Below are 22,162 nucleotides of genomic sequence, written 5' to 3' on the forward strand. Positions count from 1 at the left end.
CCCGCTCCACGGGGAGGACGGGCTCGATGGTTCCCGTCCGCCCCGGAAGGGGGACATGGGCGTCAGCGGGTCCCGGTCCGCTCCGCGGAGGGTTCGACGCTCCCCGGAGAGGACGGCATGCCCAGCCGCATCCGCATCGCGTGCTCCACGAGGGCGATGAGCACCTCCTTGCCCGACTCCCGCTGCCTGGCGTCGCACAGCACGATCGGGATGTCCTCGTGGAGGGTCAGCCCGAGCCTGACCTCGTCGAGCTCGTAGCGGCGAGCCCCGTCGAAGCAGTTGACCGCGACGATGAAGGGCGTCTCGCGCCGCTCGAAGTAGTCGAGCGAGGGGAAGCAGTCGGCCAGCCTGCGGGTGTCGGCGAGGACCACCGCGCCCAGCGCGCCCAGCGCCAGCTCGTCCCAGAGGAACCAGAAGCGCTCCTGCCCAGGCGTGCCGAACAGGTAGAGGCGGTAGTCGTCGCCGATGGTGATGCGGCCGAAGTCCATCGCGACAGTGGTGGTCTGCTTGGTCTCCACGCCCGACAGGTCGTCGACACCGATACCCCGGTCGCTCAGGGTCTCCTCGGTGCGCAGCGGCTCGATCTCGGAGACCGCGCCGACCAGCGTGGTCTTGCCCGCGCCGAATCCTCCGGCGACCAGGATCTTGATCGCCTTGGGCAGCTTCGCGCGCCCGGCGTCACGGCTAGAGCGCACGGAGTCCATCGAGCACCGCCCTGTACAGCCTCTCGTCGTGCATGTCCGTCTCCGAATGCGGTTCTTGTATGGCGATGAATCCCTGGTCGAGCAGGTCACTGAGCAGGACACGGACCGTGCCTGCCGGAAGGTTCATGTGGGCGGCGATCTCCGCGACCGACTGGGCCAACTGGCAGAGCCGGACGATGGCCAGGCACTCCGGGTCCAGGCCCGGCTCCCTCGACGAGACCTGCCGGATGGTCACCACCAGGGTGATGAGGTCGAACCTGCCGCGGGTCGGTTCGGTCCTGCCTCGCGTCAGGATGTACGGCCTGACGATCGGCCCCGCCTCGTCCCCGACCCACTGGGCCTCGGGCTGCTCGTCGAAGATGCTCATCGCGTGCCGTCGCCTCTGAAGGAGGAGTCGGCGGTCCGGGTGGGCGAGGTGAGGTACTGGCCGACGCGGGTGACGAGCATGGCCATCTCGTAGGCGACCAGGCCGACGTCGGCCTCGGCTCCGCAGAGCACCGCCAGGCACGCTCCCTGCCCGGCGGCCGTCACGATCAGGTACGCCGTCCGCATCTCGATGATGGTCTGGCGCATCGGCCCGCCACCGACCCGGTCGCTGACCCCCCGGCCCAGGCTCTGGATCGCCGATCCGACGGCGGCCAGATGTTCGGCGTCGGCGGGGGAGAATCCCGCCGACGCGGCGAGCAGCAGGCCGTCTGTGGAGAACACGATTCCGTGCTGAGCTTCCTCCACCCGCGAGACCAGGTCGTCCAGCAACCAGGCCAGGTCCGTGAAAGATCCTGTTCCCTGCACCACTCGTTGTCCTCTCCTTCTGCCTGCCGATGTTCCGTCGCCGGCCCTCGGCGCCTCATCGGCACCGACCCGGCACACGCTCACATATTGGGGTCACCCGACGGGCCCACCCTCGTCCACGGGATCGCCTGCCCGCCTGGTCAGCTGGGCCGCGTCGTCGCGGCCGCGGCGCGTGCCCGTTTGGAAGGACGTCATGGCCGCGCGGATCATCTCCGGGGAGCGCTCGTCGGCGCCGTCGTCGTCCGGGGGCACCGGCGCGGCCACCTCGTCGTCCTGCAGCGGGGCGGCGAGATGCGTCTGGGGAACACGCCTCGGGAGGCCGCCCGGTGTGTGGCTGCTGTCGGGCGGGGGCAGCACGGGCGGCAGTGCCGCCCCCGGGCCGCCCGCACGTCCGGGAGTGGTGGAGCCGTCGGGCGCGCCCGGTGCGGCGGGAGACCCGGGGTTCGTGAAGTCGGGCAGGCTCATAGGTGCTCCGGAGTCGGGCAGCTGCCTGAGTGCCGCGGGATCGGCGAAGCGGCCAGGGGCCGCCGGATCGGCGAGACCCGCGGGAAGGCCAGGGTCTGCGACACGGCCGGGAGACGCGGGTTCCCACGCCTCGGGCCAGGCACCCGGGACGGACTCGTCGACGGGCTCTCCCTCGGCGCCACCGGTCCGCACCGGGCCGGCGGCGATGCCCAGGGGATCGCCGGCCCGGCCACGGACCGCGGCGACCGCGGACGTGGTGCCGTTCATCTCGCCGGTGCTCGCCGGGCGTGCCTGCGGCACGCCGACGCCGATGGAGGCTTCCGGCTGCTCCTCGTTGATCAGGTCCTGCGGGATGAGGACGACGACGGTCGTGCCGCCGTACGGGGACGCCTTGAAGGTCACCCGGACGTTGTGCCGTTCGGCCAGGCGGCTGACGACGTACAGACCCAGCCTGGCGTTACCGGAGAGCTTGAGCTCCGGAGGGTTGGCGATCCGCTCGTTGGCCCCCGCGATGTCCGCGGCGCTCATGCCCAGCCCCCGGTCCTCGATCTCCAGCGCGTAGCCGTGGGCCACGAGGTGCCCGCCGACCTGGACCGTGGTGTAGGGCGGGGAGAAGGAGGCGGCGTTCTCGACGAGCTCGGCGATCAGGTGGATCACGTCGCTCACGGCCCGGCCGTCCAGCGCCACCTCGCCCAGGGGCATCACGTCGACCCGGGTGTAGTCCTCGATCTCGGCGAGCGAGCCGCGGACCACGTCGATCATCGGGACCGCGTCGCGCCAGGCGCGGCCGGGCGCCGCACCGGCGAGCACGAGGAGGTTCTCCGCGTAGCGTCGCATCCGGGTCGCCAGGTGGTCGAGCCGGAACAGGTCGCGCAGTTCCTGCGGGTCGTTCTCGCGCCGCTCCATGACGTCGAGCACGCTCAGCTGGCGGTGCACGAGCGACTGGGTGCGGCGGGCGAGGTTGCGCAGGATGTCGGCGATGTCGCGGCGGAGCTGGGCCTGCTCCGCGGCGACCTTGATGGCGGTCTGTTGCACGGCGTTGAACGCCTGGCCGACCTGCCCGATCTGGTCGTCGCCGAACTTGAGGGGCGGTGCCTCGGCCGCGACGTCCACGGTCTCCCCGTGGCCGATCCGCTCGACCACGGAGGGCAGCCGCTCGTTGGCGAGCTCCCAGGCGGCGGCCCGCAGCTTCTCCAGCTGCTGGACCAGGGCGCGGGCCGTGGTGATGGCCAGGACGACCGAGGCGATGACGGCCACCAGCCCCAGACCGCCGGCCAGCGCGAGCCGTACTATGACGCCGACGGCGACCGGGCCCGACCGCTCGACCACGCCACTGCCGGCCGTGAGCACCGCCTCCGTCAGCTTGGCCTGTGCGGGCTGGGCGTCGGAGCTCCATCGCGCGACGTCGATCATTCCGGTCGACACCACGTTCGCGTCCCCGATCAGCTGCTCCTCCATGGCTCTCAGCCGAGTGAACTGCTCGCTGGTGGCCAGCTGCCGGTAGGCTTCCTGGTCGGCCGCGGGCAGCTCGGCCACCGCCTCGGTGAGGAGGAAGCGCCGCATGCCGACGATCTGCGTGAACCTGACCTGCTCGCCGTCGGCGAACCTGCCCGCCGTCAGGGCGCCCATCACCAGGGCGTCTCCCTGGGACAGCAGGTCCCGGGCCCGGTTCATCTCGATGAGCGTGCGGGTGTCCTTGGCGAGTTCCTCGTCGTCCAGCGTGGCCAGCGAGTCGTAGACGCGGTAGATGGAGTCGACGATACCGGTGAACTCCGCGGCCGCCCAGGTCCGGCTGCCCCGGCCCGTGTCGATCGCCCTGCGCGTGGTGGCCAGCTCGTCCAGCAGTCGGCGTGTCTCGGCGATACGATGCCCCAGGGCCGAGCTTCCCAGCAGCTGCACGCTGCTGCCGGCGGTGAGCTCCCGGAAGTTCGCGCCCGCGGCGTCGGTGCGCCCGCGCTGGGCGGCCAGCGCCTCGCGCCGTCGGCGTTCCGTGCCGCCCGCGCCCAGCGTGATCGCGGTAAGCCGTCGTTCGGCCTGCACCTCGACGATGAGCCGCTCACTCGGCTCCGCCACGTCGGTGTTGAGGGTCGCCACGCCCAGCATGTTCACACCGTCACGGACCGTCACCCATGCCGTGAACGCCCAGAGCGCGGTGAGCGACACCAGAAGTGCCGTGACCTTGGTCCGCAAGCTCGCGTTACGCAAGCGCATGGTATCCATCCCGGGAAGCAGAAAGAAAATAGACGGCACATTTTTGCGGCAGTCGACACATGTAGTTCAAACGGTCGCCACATCGCACGGATCAGCGGGACATCCCACATCACACCCGCCGAACCCTAGCAATGTCACTAAACACACTCAAGGTGGGACAGAACAGATGAGCCCTTCTGTCCTGTTTTGAATTCACAGTCAATTCTCAATACGAGTCGTCCTCAGGAAGTGAGAGTGCACGCCGTGCCAGGTGAAGCGCGCCCAGAACGGCCGCCCTGACGATCGCCACCGGCAGGTACAGGTCCTTGTCGACCCAGAGCGACGGCGCCTCGCCGTCCCGGGTGGCCGCCAGGCGGCGGTATCCGCGTTCCACGGCCTCCCGCCACCGCTCCTCCTCCCGCGTCGCGCCGGCCAGCAGCAGGGTCTGCAGCGCGTAGGCGGTCTCCTCCGCGGTGCCCTCCCAGCGGCCCCACGACCCGTCCGCGCGCTGGGTGCCGAACACCCACGCCAGTGCCCCGCCCACCGCGCCCGCCGACTCCTCACCGCCGAACTCGCGCAGCGCGATGGCGCAGCAGGCGGTGGCGTAGTACGGCGAGACGTGCCAGCGGTCCGTCCAGCTGCCGTCCGCCTCCTGGCGGTCACGCAGCCACGCCGCCAGCTTGGTCGCGACGGCCTCGTGGCGGGGCTCTCCCCCGCACCGGCGCAGGTACTCGCCGAAGGCGTCGAGCACGTGCGCGTTGGTCGTCGGAGACATGCCCTCCTCCCCGCGCCAGGTACAGAAGTGGGTCTCCGTCTCGAACGGCCACAGCCCCTCGGGCTCGCGCGGCTCGCCGATCAACGCCAGCGCGTACAGGGCGACGGAGGTGGTGTCGGCGTCCTCGGGAAGGCCGGGCCCCGTGGCGGTCCCCTCGGGACCGAGCCCGTGCCGCAGGCTCGCGGCCAGCTCCGGTGACACGTCCACCGGGATTCCCGCGCGCCGCAGCCAGCTGAGCGTCCAGCCGCGCTCGAACACGCTGATGGGCAAGGCGCAGGGCACCGGCCCGCCGGTGGAGGCCACCACCGCCTCCAGGTAGCGCCGTACGGCCGCTTCCTGGCCTGGCCTGGAGCCGGGCGACGCGGCCAGCCAGGCGGCACCGGCCGCGGGCGAGGCGCCGACGGCCGCCATCCCACCGGGCATCGGCGTGGGCAGGATCCCGGAGGCCGCCGTCGCCTCAGGTCCCGCGACCTCGAGGGCATGGACCAGCTTCTGCGGGATCTCCGCGCCCGACGTCAGCCACGCCCTGACCGCGGCCAGCTTGGCACCGTCCAGGCCCGGGGGCGGTTTCGGCCCCTCTCCGTCGAGGTGGCCGTCGATCAGGGAGAGCAGGGACGACACGATGAGCTCGATCGCGGGCGTGTCCGGCAGGGGCGCGGCGGAGCGGAGGCGATTCCGCACGGCCTCCAGCCCGCGATCGGCCGCCTTGGCGAGCAGGTCGGGGTCGGCGGAGGTGCCGCGCCCGATCTCGGCCAGCAGCGCCTCGACCGCGCTCAGGGTGGGGACCAGAGCGTGGTCGCCGGATGAGTGCCAGCCGCCCCCCGGCCGCTGGGTGGCGAGCAGGAACCCGATCCGCTCGGTATGCCCGGCCAGCCACGGGGCCAGGCTCACCAGCCGGCCGGTCTCGTACGGGGAGGCGGACACCTGCCCCCAGGGCTGGGCCAGCAGCCCGGCGACCAGCTCGCGCGCCTCGGCGACCGTGTCGATCCCGTCGCCTGCCCCGGTGCCGCTCTTCGTGTCGCTCTTCGTGCCGCTTCCCGCGTCGGACCCGCCGGGGGCTCCCTGGCCGATCGCCGGCGAGGCGCCGAGCACCGCGGGAGCGGACAGACCGTCGACGCTCACAACGCCCCCCAGTAGTCGCCGACCTGGTAGAAGCCGGCGCAGAAGTCCATCTGCCGTTCCATGTAGCCCGCCAGCTCCGGATGGGCCTCCCGGAGCGGGGCGACCAGCTCCCTGCTCCGTGCCGCCAGCTCGGCGATCCGCCGCTCCACCTCGGCGCGGCCGATGTCGAGCAGCAGGACGTTGAGGTCTCCCCAGGCGACGTCCCGCTCGTAGGTGCCCAGGTCGTTGAGGAGGCGGATGACCCGTTGCACGGCCCAGCCCGCCTCGCGCAGCGGGCCGACGTCCGCGACCGAGCCCTGGCCCGTGACGTGGATCCAGTGGGCGGCGAACACGAAGGAGAAGCCGAGGTTGTCGGCGTTGCCGAGATACTCCTCGAAGGTCGGCGTGACCTTGTCGTTCTTCCAGCGCCACTCCGCGAGCATCCCGTCCAGCATGCGTTCCAGCTCGTCGCGCCAGATCGGTCCGAGCTCGGGGAAGGCCGGCGAGGAGGCGAGCTCGTCGCGGATGCCGGCGAGCATGCGGGTGAGGTCGTCGCCGGGAACCGGCGGCCCCCCGGCGGCCACGTCCAAGCACCGCCGGGCGATGTCCGCCACCTCGGCCGGCGAGGTGGCGACGTAGTCGACGAGCCAGTCCAGCCCGAACGCCCACAGGGAGGTCTTGTTCGCCATCCGCAGCCGCTCGGCGGTGAACCAGGGCCCGCCGAACGCCATGGCCAGCGAGAGGGTGCTGTACAGGGCCGCGTCGAAGGGCTTCGCGGAGAACAGACCGGGATAGGTCTCCGCCCACTCGCGCATCTCCCGCTGGGAGCGGCCGGCGCGGGCGCAGATCGTCCCGGCGGCCATCGCCTCCATGGCCTCCGGCCGGATGCCGGGGTCGAGTCGCGCCGTCATCGCAAGACTCCGCCCTGATCGTGCCGGGCGGAGGATATGCCCAGCTCGACCTTGCCCTTGGGGCGCAGCGAGGCGGCCCACCCCGTGACGAACGGCCCCGGCGTGCGCACCGACATCCGGAACCGGCTGAGGATGCCCGCGACCACCAGTGGCGCCTCGACGTAGAACAGGGGCTCGCCCAGGCACCTGTGCGGCCCGCCGCCGAAGGGGAAGTAGGCGTACCTGTGCCTACGCTCCTCAGATCTTCCAGGCGCGAACCGCTCGGGGTCGAACTCGTCCGGGCGCTCCCAGAACTCCGCAAGCCGCTGGGTGGCGTACGGGGTTACCAGCACCGTCGAGCCGGCCTTGATCCGCACGCCGCCGATCTCCGCGTCCTCCATGACCATGCGGGGGAGCAGCCAGCCCGCCGGGTACAGGCGCAGGGTCTCCTGGAGGACCATGCGGGTGTAGGTGAGGTGGGGGATGTGCTCGGGACGGGCCGGCCCCGCGCCCACCACCTCGTCGATCTCCGCCTGGAGCCTGGCCTCGACGTCCGGATGCTCGTCCAGCAGCAGCCACAGCCAGGTGAGGACCATCGCGGTGGTCTCCGACGACGCGGCGTACACGCTGACCAGGGCGTCGCGGATCTGTTTCTCGGTGAGCCTGCCGCCGTTCTCGTCGACGGACCGGCAGAGCACGGAGATGACGTCGACGTTGTCGTCGGGGGCGGCCATCGCCTTTCTCGCCACGGGGAAGACCACGTCGTCGATCGCCCTGACGGCCTTCAGGAAGGCCCGGTCACCGGGTATCCGCATGAAGTACGGCATGAACGGCATGAGAATCCGGTAGACGAGCGAGTGGGATGCCTGTTCGAAGGCGGGGATGATGCGCTCCCCGTCCTCCCGGTTCAGCTTGTCCCCGAACAGCACCCGGTTGACGATGTAGCTGAGGATCCTGGACATCTCCGTGGCCGCGTCGAAGTTGCGCCCCGACTGGACATACCCGTCCCACTCCTGGACGCGCCCGGCGACGCGCCTGGACACCTCCTCGGCGATCGTGGCGACGTACCGCGTGGTGAACAGCGGCTGCAGGACCTTCCGGCTGTTCTGCCAGTGCTCGCCGTCGCTCATGATGCTGTGCCCGAAGAGCCGCTCCAGCGGGCGCCAGAACATCCCCAGGCGCTGGTAGTTCGTCCATCCGACGCGCATCACCTGCTGGACGTGGTCGGGATGGGTGACCAGGTAGGGGCGGAACGGCCCCAACTCCAACCGGACGACCTCCCCGCCGGCCTCCCGCGCGAACTCGGCGAGCGCGCCCGCCGGTTCGCGGACCAGCTTCGGCAGAGCTCGGTGTATCGGGATGGACCTCACTCGGCGACCGGGATGCACGTCGATGGACATAGGCAAACGTCTCCCACCTCACGTGATGTGAATTCGCGCAGCGTGAGACAACCGCCCGCGCGAGTGAGCGCGGCGGTGTTCGGAAACGGGGACGTCCCACATGTCCCGTTCCCGTCCGGTGCGCGGATAACTACTGGTCACCCACAGATCAGGACCGGCCGACCGACAATCCTTCTAGGGCGCTCCGGGTCTCCTCACCTGTCCCATTACCTGATTTACACACTAAAGCGCATCACATCACAGCATTAGTAAATCTTCACATGAAGTATCACATGACCCACCAGAAGCGATCAAGCTCGTATTCGATATAAACCTCGCCGGTTCCGGACACGAGCATCGTTAACCTGCGCTTAACACGGTTGCTTAAATGGCGGATCGGCCTCTCGTCAACGCCATCACCCGAGGTCACCCAGGGTTACGAGGGGCCGTGCCCGGAGCCGTCAGTCGCCCCTGCCGAAGGCCGCGAGGATGCGGTCGGCCGCCAGCGAGGGGGTGACCTCACCCTCGGCGACCTCGCGTTCCAGCTCGGTGATGATCGCCGCGACCTCGGGGTGCTCGCGGAGCCGGGCGAGCAACCGGTCGGTGACCATGGCCCAGGTCCAGCGGACCTGCTGACGGCGGCGGCGCTCGGCCAGCTCCCCCGAGGCCTCCAGCGCGTCACGGTGCCTGACGACCTGGTGCCAGACCTCCTCCAGGCCGTTACCGGTCATCCCGCTGCAGGTGAGCACCGGAGGCGTCCGCTCCGCGCCCAGCAGGCGGAGTGCTCCGGCGAGTTCCCTGGCGGCCCTGCGCGCGTCCAGCTCGTGGGAGCTGCCCTCGGCACCGTCGGCCTTGTTGATCGCGATCACGTCGGCCAGCTCCAGCACGCCCTTCTTGATGCCCTGAAGCTGGTCGCCCGTCCTGGCCAGGGTGAGCAGCAGGAAGGTGTCGACCATGTCGGCGACGGTGGTCTCCGACTGGCCGACGCCGACGGTCTCCACCAGGACGACGTCGTACCCGGCCGCCTCCACCACGACCATCGCCTCGCGGGTCGCCCTGGCCACCCCGCCCAGAGTGCCCGAGGTGGGCGAGGGGCGGATGAAGGCGGCCGGGTCGACCGCCAGGCGGGACATCCTGGTCTTGTCGCCCAGGATGCTCCCGCCGGTACGGGTCGAGGACGGGTCGACGGCGAGCACCGCCACCCGGTGGCCCTCCCCGGTCAGCCGCGTGCCGAGCGCGTCGACGAACGTGGACTTGCCGACGCCGGGCACGCCGGTGATGCCGACCCTGCGCGCCGCGCCGGCCAGCGGGGTCAGCTCGACCAGCAGCCGCTGGGCCAGTTCCCTGTGGTCGGCCCTGGAGGACTCCACCAGTGTGATCGCCCGCGCGATCCACACCCTGGAGCCCTCCTTCACCCCCTGGACGTAGTCGTCAAGCGTCCGCGTCATGACCCAGCCGGGTGAGCAGGTCCGCCAGCAGGCCCCTGGCCGCGTCGGCGATGACGGTGCCGGGCGGGAAGATCGCGCTCGCGCCCGCGGCGCGCAGCTCGTCGAAGTCGCCCGGCGGGATGACACCGCCGACCACGATCATGACGTCCTCCGCGCCCAGCTCGGCCAGCGCCTCGCGGAGCGCCGGTACGAGCGTGAGGTGGCCGGCGGCCAGCGAGTTCACGCCGACCACGTGCACGTCCGCCTCGACCGCCTGCCGGGCGACCTCCTCGGGCGTCTGGAACAGCGGGCCGACGTCCACGTCGAAGCCGAGGTCGGCGAAGGCCGTGGCGATCACCTTCTGGCCCCGGTCGTGACCGTCCTGGCCCATCTTCGCCACCAGGATCCGGGGGCGGCGACCCTCCAGCCGCTCGAACTCGGCGCACGCCTCGCGGACCGCGTCCACGCCGGATCCCACCTCCTCGCGATACACGCCGGTGATCGTACGGATCTGTGCCGCATGCCGCCCGAACACCCGCTCCAGGGCGTCGGAGATCTCCCCGACCGTGGCCATGGCACGGGCCGCCTCGATCGCCAGCGCGAGCAGGTTCCCGTCGCCCGAGGCTCCCTTGGTGAGTGCCGTCAGTGCCTCCTCCACCCGCCCGGGGTCGCGCTCGGCGCGCAGGCGGCGCAACTTGTCGAGCTGCTGGGCGCGTACGGAGGTGTTGTCGACCTTGAGCACCTCGATGGGCTCGTCGGCGTCGGGCCGGTACTTGTTGACGCCGATGACCGGCTGGCGCCCGGAGTCGATGCGCGCCTGGGTACGGGCGGCGGCCTCCTCGATGCGGAGCTTGGGCAGCCCGGCGTCGATGGCCTTCGCCATGCCCCCGGCAGCCTCCACCTCCTCGATGTGGGCCCATGCCCTGGTCGCCAGCTCGTGGGTGAGCCGCTCGACGTAGTAGGAGCCGCCCCAGGGGTCGATCACTCGGCAGGTGCCCGACTCCTGCTGGAGCAGCAGCTGGGTGTTGCGGGCGATCCGCGCGGAGAAGTCGGTGGGCAGGGCCAGTGCCTCGTCCAGCGCGTTGGTGTGCAGCGACTGGGTGTGGCCCTGGGTCGCGGCCATCGCCTCGACACAGGTGCGGACGACGTTGTTGTAGACGTCCTGGGCGGTGAGCGACCAGCCGGAGGTCTGCGAGTGGGTCCGCAGCGAGAGCGACTTGGGGTTCTTGGCTCCGAACCCGGACACCAGCCGCGACCAGAGCAGCCGGGCGGCCCGCAGCTTGGCGACCTCCATGAAGAAGTTCATGCCGATGCACCAGAAGAACGACAGGCGCGGCGCGAACCTGTCGATGTCCATACCCGCCTCGACACCCGCCCGCAGGTACTCCACCCCGTCGGCGAGGGTGTAGGCGAGCTCCAGGTCACACGTGGCCCCGGCCTCCTGGATGTGGTATCCGGAGATCGAGATCGAGTTGAACTTCGGCATCCTCTCGCTGGTGTACGCGAAGATGTCGGAGATGATCCGCATCGAGGGGCCCGGCGGGTAGATGTAGGTGTTGCGGACCATGAACTCCTTGAGGATGTCGTTCTGGATGGTCCCGGCGAGCTGCTCGGGCGCCACCCCCTGCTCCTCGGCGGCCACGACGTAGAGCGCGAGCACCGGCAGCACCGCGCCGTTCATGGTCATCGACACGCTCATCTTGTCGAGGGGGATGCCGTCGAACAGCTGCCGCATGTCGTAGATGGAGTCGATGGCCACGCCCGCCATACCGACGTCCCCGGCGACGCGCGGGTGGTCGGAGTCGTAGCCCCGGTGGGTCGCCAGGTCGAAGGCGACCGACAGTCCCTTCTGCCCGGCTGCCAGGTTACGCCGGTAGAAGGCGTTGGACTCGGCTGCGGTGGAGAAACCGGCGTACTGCCGGATGGTCCACGGCTGGTTGACGTACATGGTCGGGTACGGGCCGCGCAGATAGGGCGCGGCGCCGGGGTAGGTCTCCAGGAAGTCGAGACCGTCGGTGTCGGCGGCGGTGTAGAGCGGCTTGACGTCGATCCCCTCGGGCGTCTCCCACACCGGGCCACGAGGTCCGTCCCCCGCGGCGGGGCCGGGCACCGCCGGTCGCGCACCGAGTTCGATCTCGGAGAAGTCGGGAATCATCGAGCCACCCCCAGGTCGTCGAAGGTCGTCCGGAGCGCACCGAGCGCGTCGCACCCGGTGTAGAGGTTGGCGTCCACGCCCTCGAAGCCGCCCTTTCCTGCCAGCCAGATCCTGCGCGCCCCCGCGGCCCTCAGCGCGGCGGCCACCGCCTCGGCGTGTTCGGCGTACAGCCGGTCGCTGGAGCACAGGCACGCGACCTCGGTACCGGAGGCGGAGAACGCGGCGGCGATCTCCGCGGGGTCCGTCATGGCACCACCGGCCACGGTGGCGATGCCGCCCGCCTGGAACAGGTTGGCCGCGAACGACGCCCTGGCGGTGTGCGCGGCCACCGGGCCGATGGTCGCCAGGAAGACCTTCGGCCGGCTCGCCTGGGCGTCGGCCAGGTCGCGCAACGCCTCGAACTCCTGCGCGTAGTGCACCCCGGTACTCCCGGTGGACCGGGCCTGCCTGACCAGGGGCCGCTCGGCGAGGTCGGGGAACTCGCTGACGCCGGTGATCGGGTCGAGGCGCCTGGCGATGTCGGCCGAGCGCCGCTCCCAGGTGGCGGCGAGCCGTCCGGCGACGAGCGCGGAGCCTTCGGCCGCCCCGACGCCCCCGGCACGCTCGATCTCCTGGAACCACTCCCAGGCTCTGGAGGCCAGGTCCTCGGTGAGCCGCTCGACGTACCAGGAGCCGCCGGCCGGGTCGATCACCCGGGCCACACCGGCCTCCTCGACGAGCAGCGACTGGGTGTTGCGCGCGATACGGCGGGCGAAGGCGTCCGGCAGGCCGAGGCGGGCGTCGAAGGGCTGGACGGTCACCGCGTCGGCCCCGCCGGTCCCGGCCGCGAAACAGGCGAGCGTGGTGCGGAGCATGTTCACCCACGGATCGCGGGCGGTCATCATGGCCGAGCTGGTCACCGCGTGCTGCCGCTGTCCCTCGTCGGGGGCGCCGCACACCTCGGCGACACGCGCCCAGAGCCTGCGGGCGGCCCGGAGCTTGGCGATGGTGAGGAACTGGTCGGCGGTGGCCGCGTACCGGAACTCCAGCTGCCCGAACGCCTCGGGCACGGTCAGGCCGGCGCCGGTCAGGGTACGCAGCGCGGCGACTCCGGCGGCGAGGGAGCAACCGAGCTCCTCGGCGTCACCGCCTCCCGCGTCGTGATAGACGGTGGCGTCCACCGTGACGGCCCTGAGGCCGGGGTGGTCCCGAACGCAGCGGCGGGCCAGCTCGATCGCGGTCTCCGCGTCGGCGAGCGCGTCGGCTCCCAGGTTCCCCTTCAGCGTGCCGGCCTTCTCACCCGCCAGCCCGAGGAGCACCTCGGCCGCCTCGCGGGTCCGCTTGCCCGCGTCGAGCGTGACCGAGATCAGCTCCAGGTGGACCCGCTCCAGGGCCTGCGGCAGGTCCTCGGGGTCGAGGGTGAGCCACAGTGAGGTGACGCCGTTCTCCAGGTCCGTGAGGATCGCCTCGGAATCAGGCACCTCGTGGCGCTGCCGCACCTCCCAGCCCCCCTCGGGGGCGGAGCCCCTGATGTAGGGGGCGGAGCCGGGAAGGCCGGGATCGCCGGGCAGATCGGACGCGTCGTAGAGCGGTGCGATCGTCACACCGTCATAGGTGGTGGAGGCCAACGCCTCCTCCGGGGAGCCGGTCTCGACCCCGGACTTGCGCAATACCCCGAGCGCCAGCTCCCGCCACCGCTCACGCGTGGTCGGTGGGAACTCGGCGGCCGGTCGGGGTTCCTCAGGCGACACCGTCATGCACCGGATACTAAAGGTTGCCGTTTTTCGAACTCCCCCCGGGCTCTGGACAAACATCAACAGGAGGGCCGTCGAAAGGAGCCGAAGGGGGATTCCCGGACCATGCGGAAGAATCCTTACGCAGCAGCCCGAGGTAGCCGTACGAGAAGGCGACCAGCACGTCGACCGCCTCCTCCAGGTCGGGGTAGCGCCCGTCGATGTGGCCGATCGCCATCGCGTTGGTCAGCGCGCCGATCCCGTCGGCGATCATCTCCAGGCGGCGCCTGTCGCTCTCCCGCTCGGTCGGGAAGCCGAACGAGGCCAGGTCCGCGACCAGGTGTGCCCGGTAGGCGGCGGCGGTCTCGACGGCGAACTCCTGGAGCGGCGACGACGGGTCGTGCCGGGTGCGCAGGCCGAGGCGGAAGAGCGCGGGGTGCCTGCAGATGGCCTCCAGCGGTATCCGGAAGGCCTCGCGGTGGCGCTCCCTGTCGTCGAGTGCCTCGTCGTCGGGTGCCTCGCGAGCCCTGCGCCGCGCCTCGCGCATCGCCCCCCGCAGCCGCTCCCCCGCCTGTTCTCCGAGCGCCCGCAGCAACTCCTGCCTGTCCTTGAAGTGCACGTAGAAGCTGGACTGGGCGATCCCCGCCGCCTTTGAGACCTTGACGGTGGTCAGCCCTGCCTCACCCTCCTCGTCGAGGATCGCGAACGCGGCGCGAATGAGACGACGCCTGGTCAGATCCTTGGCCTCGCTCCTGCTCAGGGGTGTGCTCGTCACTGCCGCCTCGCTTTCCATTCACCGATAATCCTACCGGTGAACCCCCACTCACACCCGGCGTGAACATCCCCCCTCAGAGACTTGTGCGATTTTTCACCGATAGCACTATCGGTGAATCACCCTCGGGGGCTACCTGGAGGAAAGGAGGCCGGCGGGAACCGGGCCTTCCTTTTCAAGGAGTGAGCGGGGAGCCCCGTCCCCGGCGACGTGCCGCTTCCGGACCCGTTGCCCGGCGGCGGCGGCGCGCCCGGGTGCACCGCGGAGGAACCGCTCATGCGGCGGATCGGCCCCGACCAGCGGGTGGCCCGCACTATCCGCAGGCCCCCGTGCAGCAGGAGTCACTGGTCAGCTGACGGGTTCCTGCCAGGCCGCGTCCCAGGTGGCGCGGTCGACGGCGCCGGTGACGGGCAGCCCCTTCTCCTTCTGGAACTTCTTGCAGACATCGCTGGAGGCGGGACCGTACAGACCGTCGACGTCGATGTTCCAGCCCCGGTCGCGCATCCGCCGCTGCCAGGTGCGGACGTCCGCACCCTCCATGATCGGCGGCTGCTTGAGCGTGCGGCCGGGAAAGGAGGGGTGCGGTTCCGGCGGGTTGGTGGTCCCGCCGCCGGGACGGGGGGCGCCCCGCTTGACCCACGCGTACAGGGGCTCGCCGGGGCAGCTGGTCGAGTAGCCGTCGCGGTGACCCTTGATCTCCTTACCCGCCCCGCCCTTGTCCCTGAGGTATTCGACGGCGTCGAGGATGCCGTGCAGGATGCCGTCGGTCGGCTTGGTGAGCCCCGACGAGCCGACCAGGCCGAGCACCGCGTAATGGTCGCTGTTGAGACCTGCGCCGTTGGCGGCCGGCACACGATTCGGCCCCCGGCCCTCGAAGACCTTCCGATGCGGACAGACCAGCATGGAATAACCAACGTCAATCCAGCCATTGCCGTCCATGTGGTGATTCTGGATGGATTTCACCAGAGCAACGCATTTGGCGTGGTCGTTCACGATATCCGGGCTGACCTGGCCGCCCGTGTAGTGGACCTTCACTCCCCGGGTGGAACTGAGCCTGCTGTAGGAACCGCGCGGCTGGCGAGCGCCCCACTCTCGGCGAGTAACAAGATCGATGGCCACGGAACGTCTCCACTGTCTAAGTGATGTTGCCCTACCGGAGCGTAATGGTTGATACGACACCGTATGGTGCTGTTAATCAACTGATCTATCGTCGTATCGTGATGTGGGAACGTTCCGGGTGGTCGTCGGGCAGCGAAACAGCCATCCCCCTGACCGCAGCCGGGCGCCCTAAACCAGAAAAGCGCCCGCGGGCCTCTCCTCCCCGCGACACCTCCCGCTCCGGGCGGGCATGGATGGCCTTGCCCTCGTCGTCGCGGCCTCCTCACCCCTGACCGCCCTCGGCTCCGACGCCGGCCACGTTCCCGGCACCGTGTGGCCCAGGCCCGAGGACAACGCCCTGACCTGCACCTCGAAGGACGTCCCCGGCCTGGTCACCGAGACCGGCGACCGGGCCGGGAACCGAACACGCCCTGGCCGGTCATGATGCCGACCACGACCACCACCGCTCCCAGCGGCTGGTTCCACGTCAGCGCCTCGCCCAGGACGAGCACCCCGAGGACGACACCCACCAGCGGGGTCAGGTACGTCACCGTCGAGGCGGCCGTCGCCCCCCAGCGGGCGATGACCGTGGTGTTCCAGATGTAGGCGAGCCCCGTGCCCAGGATGCCCAGGGCGGCCATGCTCGCCACGACGGGCAGGTCCAGACGTACGGGACCGGTGGCCAGCAGCGGGCTCAGCGCGAGCATGACCAGGGCCGCCACGCTGATCTGGGCGGCGGCGATCGTGGGGGCGTCGTAGCCGTAGGAGACCACGAAACGCCGCGTGTAGGCGAAGGCCAGGCCGTAGCAGAACGTCGCTCCCAGGCAAGCCGCCTGCGCCCACCCGGGGCCGGCGGCTCCGGTCAGGTTCCACGGGGCCAGGACGACGACGACACCGGCCGCACCCAGCAGCAGACCGAGCACCCCCGCCGCCCCCAGGCGCTCCTGCCGGAGCGCGGCCAGGGTCACGAGCATCGTCATCAGCGGCGTCGTGGCGTTGTAGATGCTGGAGAGTCCCGAGGGGATGTACTGCCCGGCCCAGGCGAACAGCAGGAACGGCACCACGCACAGCAGCAGTGCGACCACCCCCAGATGCGCCCAGAGTCTCGCCTGCCTCGGCCACCGCCGGCGGGTGACCAACATGATCACGTTGAGCGTGAGCGCTCCCAGCGCGAGACGGCCCAGCACCGTCTGAACGGGAGACAGCCCGGTGAGAGCGACCTTGATGAACAGGAAGCTGGCCCCCCAGGTCAGGGCCAGCGCGAGATATTGGGCAAGCACGGACCGGCTCGCCGGGGACGGTACGGCGTCGATCGCCCGCACCTGTGGAGATGCTGAGGAGGTTCCTTCACGGGTCACCGGAGCAGTCTCACCAGGCCCAGGTCATGTGTCCAATGAGTTATCCCGGCAGTGTGATGAGATGTCCTCATGAGTGCCACGGTCGCGCAGCTCCGAGTCTTCACCGCCGTGATCGCGAACGGCGGATTCGGCGTGGCCGCCGAGGAGCTGGGCATGTCCCAGTCGGCGGTCTCCCACGCGCTCGCCGCGCTCGAGCGCGCTCTCGGCGCACCGCTGGTGCTGCGGCACGGAGGCGTGGGACCCACGGCCCTGGGGACGACGATCCTGCCGCACGCCCAGGCGGCGCTCGCCTCGGTCGCCGCCATCGACGAGGCCGTCTCCGCACATCTGGGGCAGCACACCGGAGTCGTCCGCGTCGCCGCCCCGCCCACGGTCTGCTGCGGGCTGCTCCCCCAGCTCATGCGGACGTGGCGCGCGGAGCTCCCCGGTGTCGAGGTGCAGGTCTTCGAGGGCGACGACGACGAGCTGTCCCCCTGGCTGGAGACCGGAGTCGTCGACGCCGCGGTCCTCGTCGATCCGGTGCCCCCGCCTCCCGCGCATGTGGTGGTGGGCCGCGACGCCTTCCACGCGGTGGTCCGCGCCGACCACCCCCTGGCCGGTCAGGAACACATCACGATGGCCGAGCTGGTGGAGGATCCGCTGCTCGTCTCCAAGGGGGGCTGCGAGCCGCAGACCCGCATCCTGTGTTCCCTGGCGGGCGTCCCCTACGCTCCGGCCCAGCATGTGCGCGAGCTCGGCACGCTCATCGGCATGATCGCCGCGGGTATCGGCGTCTCGACGGTTCCCGACCTCGGCCGCGGTCTTCTCACCCCCGGGCTCGTCATGATCCCGCTGAAGCCGTCCCTGACCCGCGCCCTCGTCCTCACCGGCCCGCTGACCCGCCCGCCGAGCCCCCTGGTCGACGCCCTGCTCCGCACCGCCCCCGAGGCTCCCGCGCCGCCGGCGGCCCCCTGAGTCCGGCCCCCTTGCGAAAACCCGTCGACCGGCGGACGCCCCAAGAGGATCATTACCGCCATGTCCGTACTCAAGGAGGTCCACTTCTCCCCGGAGCCCCGCCCGGTGGAGCTGCCGATGAGGATCTTGCTCGACGACGCCGACTCCGCGGTGGATGTGATCGACGCCCTCGCGCTGTCGCCGTTCGCCACCGGGGTCCAGCCGTGGTCGTGCACCGCGAACCTGGAACGGGTCCGCCCCGACGCCTCCCTCACCCCCGCCTCCGGGGCGCTCCTCCGGGCGGCGATCGAGAAGGACGGCCGTGACTCGCGGCTGCTGTGCGGGGAGGGCTGGACGCTGCGCGTGGTCCGCCACCGCAACCGCACCGCCACGGTCAGCGTGACCGCGGTCGACGAGGAACTGGCCCGCTCGGTGATCGACGAGATCATCAAGGACGCCGAGGAGCCCGTTCCCGAGAGCGACCACGTCGAGATGGGCTTCTGGTGGCAGGGATCCCACGGCGGCCACCGCTCGGAGAAGCCGATCACCGCCTCCCCCTGGGCGGAGATCTCCGGCAACTACGCCAGGTCGGTCGGCGAGCGGCTGTCGCGACTGATGTCCGTCACCGCCTCCGACGCGCACGGCAGGCTGGTCCTGCTGCACGGCCCGCCGGGCACCGGCAAGACAACGCTGCTGCGCACGCTCGCCCACGAGTGGCGGTCGTGGTGCCAGGTCGACTGCGTACTCGACCCGGAACGGCTGTTCCACTCCCCCGGCTACCTCATGGAGGTCGCGGTCGGCTTTGACGACGACGACGATGGTAAGCGGTGGCGGCTCCTGGTGCTGGAGGACTGCGACGAGCTGATCAGATCAGGCGCCAAGGAGGCCACAGGACAGGGCCTGTCACGCCTGCTCAACCTGACCGACGGGCTCCTCGGCCAGGGCCGTGACGTCCTGGTGGCCATCACCACCAACGAGGACCTGGCTCGTCTCCACCCGGCCGTCACCCGCCCGGGCCGCTGCCTCGCCCAGATCGAGATCGGTCCTCTCCCCTACGACGAGGCCGCCCACTGGCTCGGCGGCACCGAAGGGCTCTCTCCGGCCGGTGCGACCCTCGCCGAGCTCTTCGCGCTCCGCGACGGCGCGTTCAGCCGCACCACGGCCGTCCCCGAGAACACCGGCCTCTACCTCTGACCTCCCGCCGTGCGGGAGGTGTGGCAGACCGGCGGGGCCCGGCACGTCCATCCGTGACCAGAAGACATGACAGGCCGCGGCGGCGCACCGCGCCGTCCGTCCGGGGCGAGATGGTGTGAGGCTCGGCGGCGCACGGTTCCCACCCGTGCGGAACGGAACGGGACGAGCCGCGACGACACGCCCGCCCTTGAGGGAACGGGCAATGCCCGTATCACTCTCCGGCCGTTACGCGAACAATTCGGGGAACACCGCTTGTTGGTCCGCCCGGACGATGGAACGGGCCAATGGCGGTCAAGGGGCAAACGGGGTCTGCGGCTCCCGCTCGCTCGCAATGCGAGACGCCCGAAATCATGCGGTCCGCGCGGCGTGCCTTGCCTCACCCGAGAGTGTCGAGACCACGCCCCAATGTGATCGACCACGTGTCGGTGACCACCTTCGAACGCATCCGGATCCAGCCGGCCGGCAAAACCGGGGACGCCCGGCCCGCATTCCAGAGCGCGAGGAAGTCATTTGTCCCACGGAAATCCTGCAACACGTTCGGTGACAGACACCGGGCATGCGTGAATTGTCCGACGAACCTCCGGAGCGGGTCCCACAGCGCCCCTCCGCCGCCGTCCTCCTCCCGGCGGATCCGGTCCGCTCGCCGCTCCCCGCCGGGATCTCATCCCGGCAACCGCCTCGACCAGCGAAAACGGGGCGGAGGACACACCCGCACACCGGGAGGACGGCACAGCCGACACGGCGGAGCCCTCGAAACGAACGACAGTGGAACGATGGCCTCGAACGCCCCCAAGTGGCCGAAGTCGATTTTTTTCACGGTGACCAGGGTGGAAACCACCCGGAGGTCACGAAACTCCAAAGCGCTCGGACACCTCCATCCAGAAAACCCGCCGGGGCAACCGACAGATCCCGGGATACAAGACACCAAGGGGATCCCGGCGCCGCCGTCGTTTTTAATCCCTCGCCGGCGGGAAGCATTTCCCAATGACGTGGAGACGCCGGAGTTCAGCCTTGGGTAATTAACCTGAGCCAGTGGATCTCCGGCGGACAGGGTTTCCCGGCGCGGCAGCGAAAGGAGAGGCTAGAGTTTTACTACCGGGGAAGAGACGCGGGAGCCATCGTCGGCCGGGTTCACAGCCGCACACTCTGGCGCCAAGATTAAGGAGTGACACAATGGCACGTCAGCAAGTCGTCACGTTCACCGATGACATCACCGGGAAGCGGGCGGACGAGACCGTCTCGTTCGGCCTGGACGGGACCGCCTACGAGATCGACCTGAGCGCGAAGAACGCCACAAAACTCCGCGAGGCCCTTAAGCCCTTCCAGTCCGCCGCCCGCAAGGCGAGCACCTCCCTGGGCCGCAAGGGCAGGGCGAAGGGTTCCGGCGGCAGCCGCGAGCGGAGCGCCGAGATCCGGGCGTGGGCGAAGTCCCACGGAATCGAGGTGAGTGAGCGCGGGCGCATCGGGGGAAAGGTCGCCGAGGCCTTCGCGGCGGGCGACCCCAGCGTGGCCAAGGCGGCGGCCAAGAAGGCCCCGCAGACCACATCCGGCCAGTAGCGGCCAGCTCCCGGCCCCTCCTGGAGGTAGCGGCGTCACAGCCGACCGGGAGTACATGAGGCGAACCTCGAGGTGCCCTTCGCGCTCCGGAGGGGTATGCACCCTTGGTCCTATATTTGGGCCATAGTCTCCGGGGGGCGTTCTTCGATGAGTGAGGTCACACAGATCTGCTCGGACCTGATCAGATTCGACACCACCAATCCCGGCCCCGGCGAACGTCCGGCGGCCGAGCACGTCGCCACCCTGTTGTCGGAGGCCGGCATCGAACCGGTGGTGTTCGAGTCGGCCAGGCACAGGACCAGCGTGGTCGCCAGGATCCCCGGTGACTCACCCGACGCCCTGCTGATCCACGGCCATCTCGACGTGGTCCCCGCCCACGCCTCCGACTGGCAGGTTCATCCGTTCTCCGGGGAGGTCTCCGGCGGCTGTGTCTGGGGCCGGGGCGCGGTCGACATGAAGGGCACCCTGGCCATGACGCTCACCCTGGTCCGCGAGTGGGCACGGCGCGGGGTACGGCCTGGGCGGGACGTGGTGCTGGCCTTCCTCGCCGACGAGGAGGCCACCGGCGAGTACGGCGCGCGATACGCGGTGCGACACCACCGCGAGCTGTTCGACGGCTGTACCGAGGCGATCAGCGAGTCCGGCGGTTACAGCGTCGAGGCTCCCGGAGCACGGATCTACCCGGTCGCGGTGGGCGAGCGCGGCACCGCCTGGATGAAACTCACCGCGACCGGCGTCGCGGGCCACGGCTCCCGCCCGCCGGTGGACAACGCGGTGGCCGAGCTCTGCCATGCCATGTCCCGGATCGCCTCTCACCGCTGGCCGGTGCGGCTGACGCCCGAGGTGGCGACGCTGATCGAGAGCCTGTCGGACATCCTCGGCGAGCGCATCGACCTCGACCGGCTGGAGGAGGAGGCCGAACGGCTCGGCCGGATCGGCTCCCTGTTCGGGGCACAGATCCGGAACTCGGCGAACCCGACGATGCTCCAGGCGGGCTACAAGGTCAACGTGGTTCCCGGCACCGCCGTGGGCCACGTCGACGGGCGGTTCCTGCCGGGGGGCCGTGAGGAGTTCCTGGAGACGATCGACCGCCTGCTCGGCCCCCGGGTGAGGAGGGAGTTCGTCAACCTGGAGGACGCCCCCTCCGCCCCGATGGACTCGCCCTTCTTCGAGCGGCTCGGCGCGGCCCTGATGGCCGAGGACCCGGCGGCGCGACCGGTGCCGTACGTGATGTCCGGCGGCACGGACGCCAAGTCCTTCGCGAAACTCGGCATCAGGGGTTACGGCTTCGCCCCGCTGATGCTCACCCCGGAACTCGACTACTTCGGCATGTTCCACGGCGTGGACGAGCGCGTTCCCGTCGAGGGCCTGGAGTTCGGCGTCCGCGTCCTGGATCGCCTCCTCGCCTCCCCCGCGGATGGCAGCACCAATACCGGATAAAACAGGGCGCTCCCCATCACGATCGAGCCCTACCTGGTACTTCCGGATACATGCCGGACACGGCCCGCCTGAAACTGGGGCATCATGGCTCACGTGCCGACTCTCATATACCCCTCGGTGACCGGCCGATCTCGTGACGAGACGCGAACGCTGGTGCGGCGCCATCCCACTCCCCTCGGGAATGCCATCGAACCATCCCGCGCGAGCGATGGGCGGGCAT

General features: G+C 70.4%; 17 protein-coding genes. 4 read left to right on the forward strand and 13 right to left on the reverse strand.

What is annotated here, in order from left to right; translation table 11 throughout:
* Positions 1–62: 62 nt before the first annotated feature.
* The 13 genes from ABT061_RS20125 to ABT061_RS20185 all read right to left on the reverse strand — a co-directional run bounded on the left by ABT061_RS20125 (position 63) and on the right by ABT061_RS20185 (position 16,782).
* Positions 63–704, reverse strand: a complete 642-nt coding sequence (locus tag ABT061_RS20125; RefSeq protein WP_350919684.1) for a GTP-binding protein — start codon at positions 702–704, stop codon at positions 63–65.
* Positions 685–1,071, reverse strand: a complete 387-nt coding sequence (locus ABT061_RS20130; RefSeq protein WP_326641175.1) for a DUF742 domain-containing protein — start codon at positions 1,069–1,071, stop codon at positions 685–687. The genes ABT061_RS20125 and ABT061_RS20130 overlap by 20 nt, the downstream gene beginning before the upstream one ends.
* Positions 1,068–1,499, reverse strand: a complete 432-nt coding sequence (locus tag ABT061_RS20135; RefSeq protein WP_350919688.1) for a roadblock/LC7 domain-containing protein — start codon at positions 1,497–1,499, stop codon at positions 1,068–1,070. Before ABT061_RS20135 ends, ABT061_RS20130 begins: the two co-directional genes overlap by 4 nt.
* A 90-nt stretch (positions 1,500–1,589) precedes the next feature.
* Positions 1,590–4,172 carry a sensor histidine kinase gene (locus ABT061_RS20140; RefSeq protein WP_350920063.1) on the reverse strand — a complete coding sequence of 861 codons (2,583 nt, stop codon included), beginning with the start codon at positions 4,170–4,172 and terminating at the stop codon, positions 1,590–1,592.
* A gap of 205 nt (positions 4,173–4,377) precedes the next feature.
* Positions 4,378–6,048 (reverse strand): prenyltransferase/squalene oxidase repeat-containing protein, encoded by a 1,671-nt coding sequence (locus ABT061_RS20145; protein ID WP_350919691.1) that lies wholly within the window; start codon positions 6,046–6,048, stop codon positions 4,378–4,380.
* Positions 6,045–6,938, reverse strand: a complete 894-nt coding sequence (locus ABT061_RS20150; RefSeq protein ID WP_350919694.1) for a terpene synthase family protein — start codon at positions 6,936–6,938, stop codon at positions 6,045–6,047. The genes ABT061_RS20145 and ABT061_RS20150 overlap by 4 nt, the downstream gene beginning before the upstream one ends.
* Positions 6,935–8,317 carry a cytochrome P450 gene (locus ABT061_RS20155; protein WP_350919697.1) on the reverse strand — a complete coding sequence of 461 codons (1,383 nt, stop codon included), beginning with the start codon at positions 8,315–8,317 and terminating at the stop codon, positions 6,935–6,937. The genes ABT061_RS20150 and ABT061_RS20155 overlap by 4 nt, the downstream gene beginning before the upstream one ends.
* Before the next feature lie 440 nt (positions 8,318–8,757).
* Positions 8,758–9,744 (reverse strand): methylmalonyl Co-A mutase-associated GTPase MeaB, encoded by a 987-nt coding sequence (gene meaB / locus ABT061_RS20160; RefSeq protein ID WP_350919700.1) that lies wholly within the window; start codon positions 9,742–9,744, stop codon positions 8,758–8,760.
* Positions 9,728–11,878, reverse strand: coding sequence for a methylmalonyl-CoA mutase (gene scpA / locus ABT061_RS20165; RefSeq protein WP_350919703.1), 2,151 nt, complete (start codon positions 11,876–11,878; stop codon positions 9,728–9,730). The genes meaB and scpA overlap by 17 nt, the downstream gene beginning before the upstream one ends.
* Positions 11,875–13,614 (reverse strand): methylmalonyl-CoA mutase family protein, encoded by a 1,740-nt coding sequence (locus ABT061_RS20170; RefSeq protein WP_350919706.1) that lies wholly within the window; start codon positions 13,612–13,614, stop codon positions 11,875–11,877. The genes scpA and ABT061_RS20170 overlap by 4 nt, the downstream gene beginning before the upstream one ends.
* 10 nt (positions 13,615–13,624) lie before the next feature.
* Positions 13,625–14,365 (reverse strand): TetR/AcrR family transcriptional regulator, encoded by a 741-nt coding sequence (locus ABT061_RS20175; RefSeq protein WP_350919709.1) that lies wholly within the window; start codon positions 14,363–14,365, stop codon positions 13,625–13,627.
* A 345-nt stretch (positions 14,366–14,710) separates the two neighbouring features.
* A complete protein-coding gene (locus tag ABT061_RS20180; protein WP_350919712.1) occupies positions 14,711–15,265 on the reverse strand; it encodes a peptidoglycan-binding domain-containing protein in 555 nt (184 codons plus the stop codon).
* 587 nt (positions 15,266–15,852) lie between these two features.
* Positions 15,853–16,782, reverse strand: coding sequence for a DMT family transporter (locus ABT061_RS20185; protein ID WP_350919715.1), 930 nt, complete (start codon positions 16,780–16,782; stop codon positions 15,853–15,855).
* Between the two features lie 105 nt (positions 16,783–16,887).
* Here ABT061_RS20185 and ABT061_RS20190 point away from each other — a divergent pair, with 105 nt between their 5' ends.
* The 4 genes from ABT061_RS20190 to ABT061_RS20205 all read left to right on the forward strand — a co-directional run bounded on the left by ABT061_RS20190 (position 16,888) and on the right by ABT061_RS20205 (position 21,942).
* Positions 16,888–17,772 (forward strand): LysR family transcriptional regulator, encoded by an 885-nt coding sequence (locus ABT061_RS20190; RefSeq protein ID WP_350919718.1) that lies wholly within the window; start codon positions 16,888–16,890, stop codon positions 17,770–17,772.
* A 60-nt stretch (positions 17,773–17,832) separates the two neighbouring features.
* Positions 17,833–18,945 carry a DUF5925 domain-containing protein gene (locus ABT061_RS20195; RefSeq protein WP_350919721.1) on the forward strand — a complete coding sequence of 371 codons (1,113 nt, stop codon included), beginning with the start codon at positions 17,833–17,835 and terminating at the stop codon, positions 18,943–18,945.
* 1,173 nt (positions 18,946–20,118) lie between these two features.
* Positions 20,119–20,502, forward strand: a complete 384-nt coding sequence (locus tag ABT061_RS20200) for a histone-like nucleoid-structuring protein Lsr2 (RefSeq protein WP_350919724.1) — start codon at positions 20,119–20,121, stop codon at positions 20,500–20,502.
* Positions 20,503–20,649: 147 nt separating this feature from the next.
* The gene (locus ABT061_RS20205; protein WP_350919727.1) at positions 20,650–21,942 is read left to right on the forward strand and encodes a M20/M25/M40 family metallo-hydrolase; all 1,293 of its coding nucleotides are present in this window, start codon (positions 20,650–20,652) and stop codon (positions 21,940–21,942) included.
* The last annotated feature ends 220 nt before the right edge of the window (positions 21,943–22,162 follow it).

Origin of the sequence: Streptosporangium sp. NPDC002544 (genome assembly GCF_040295965.1) — a bacterium.
Classification (GTDB): Bacteria; Actinomycetota; Actinomycetes; order Streptosporangiales; family Streptosporangiaceae; genus Streptosporangium.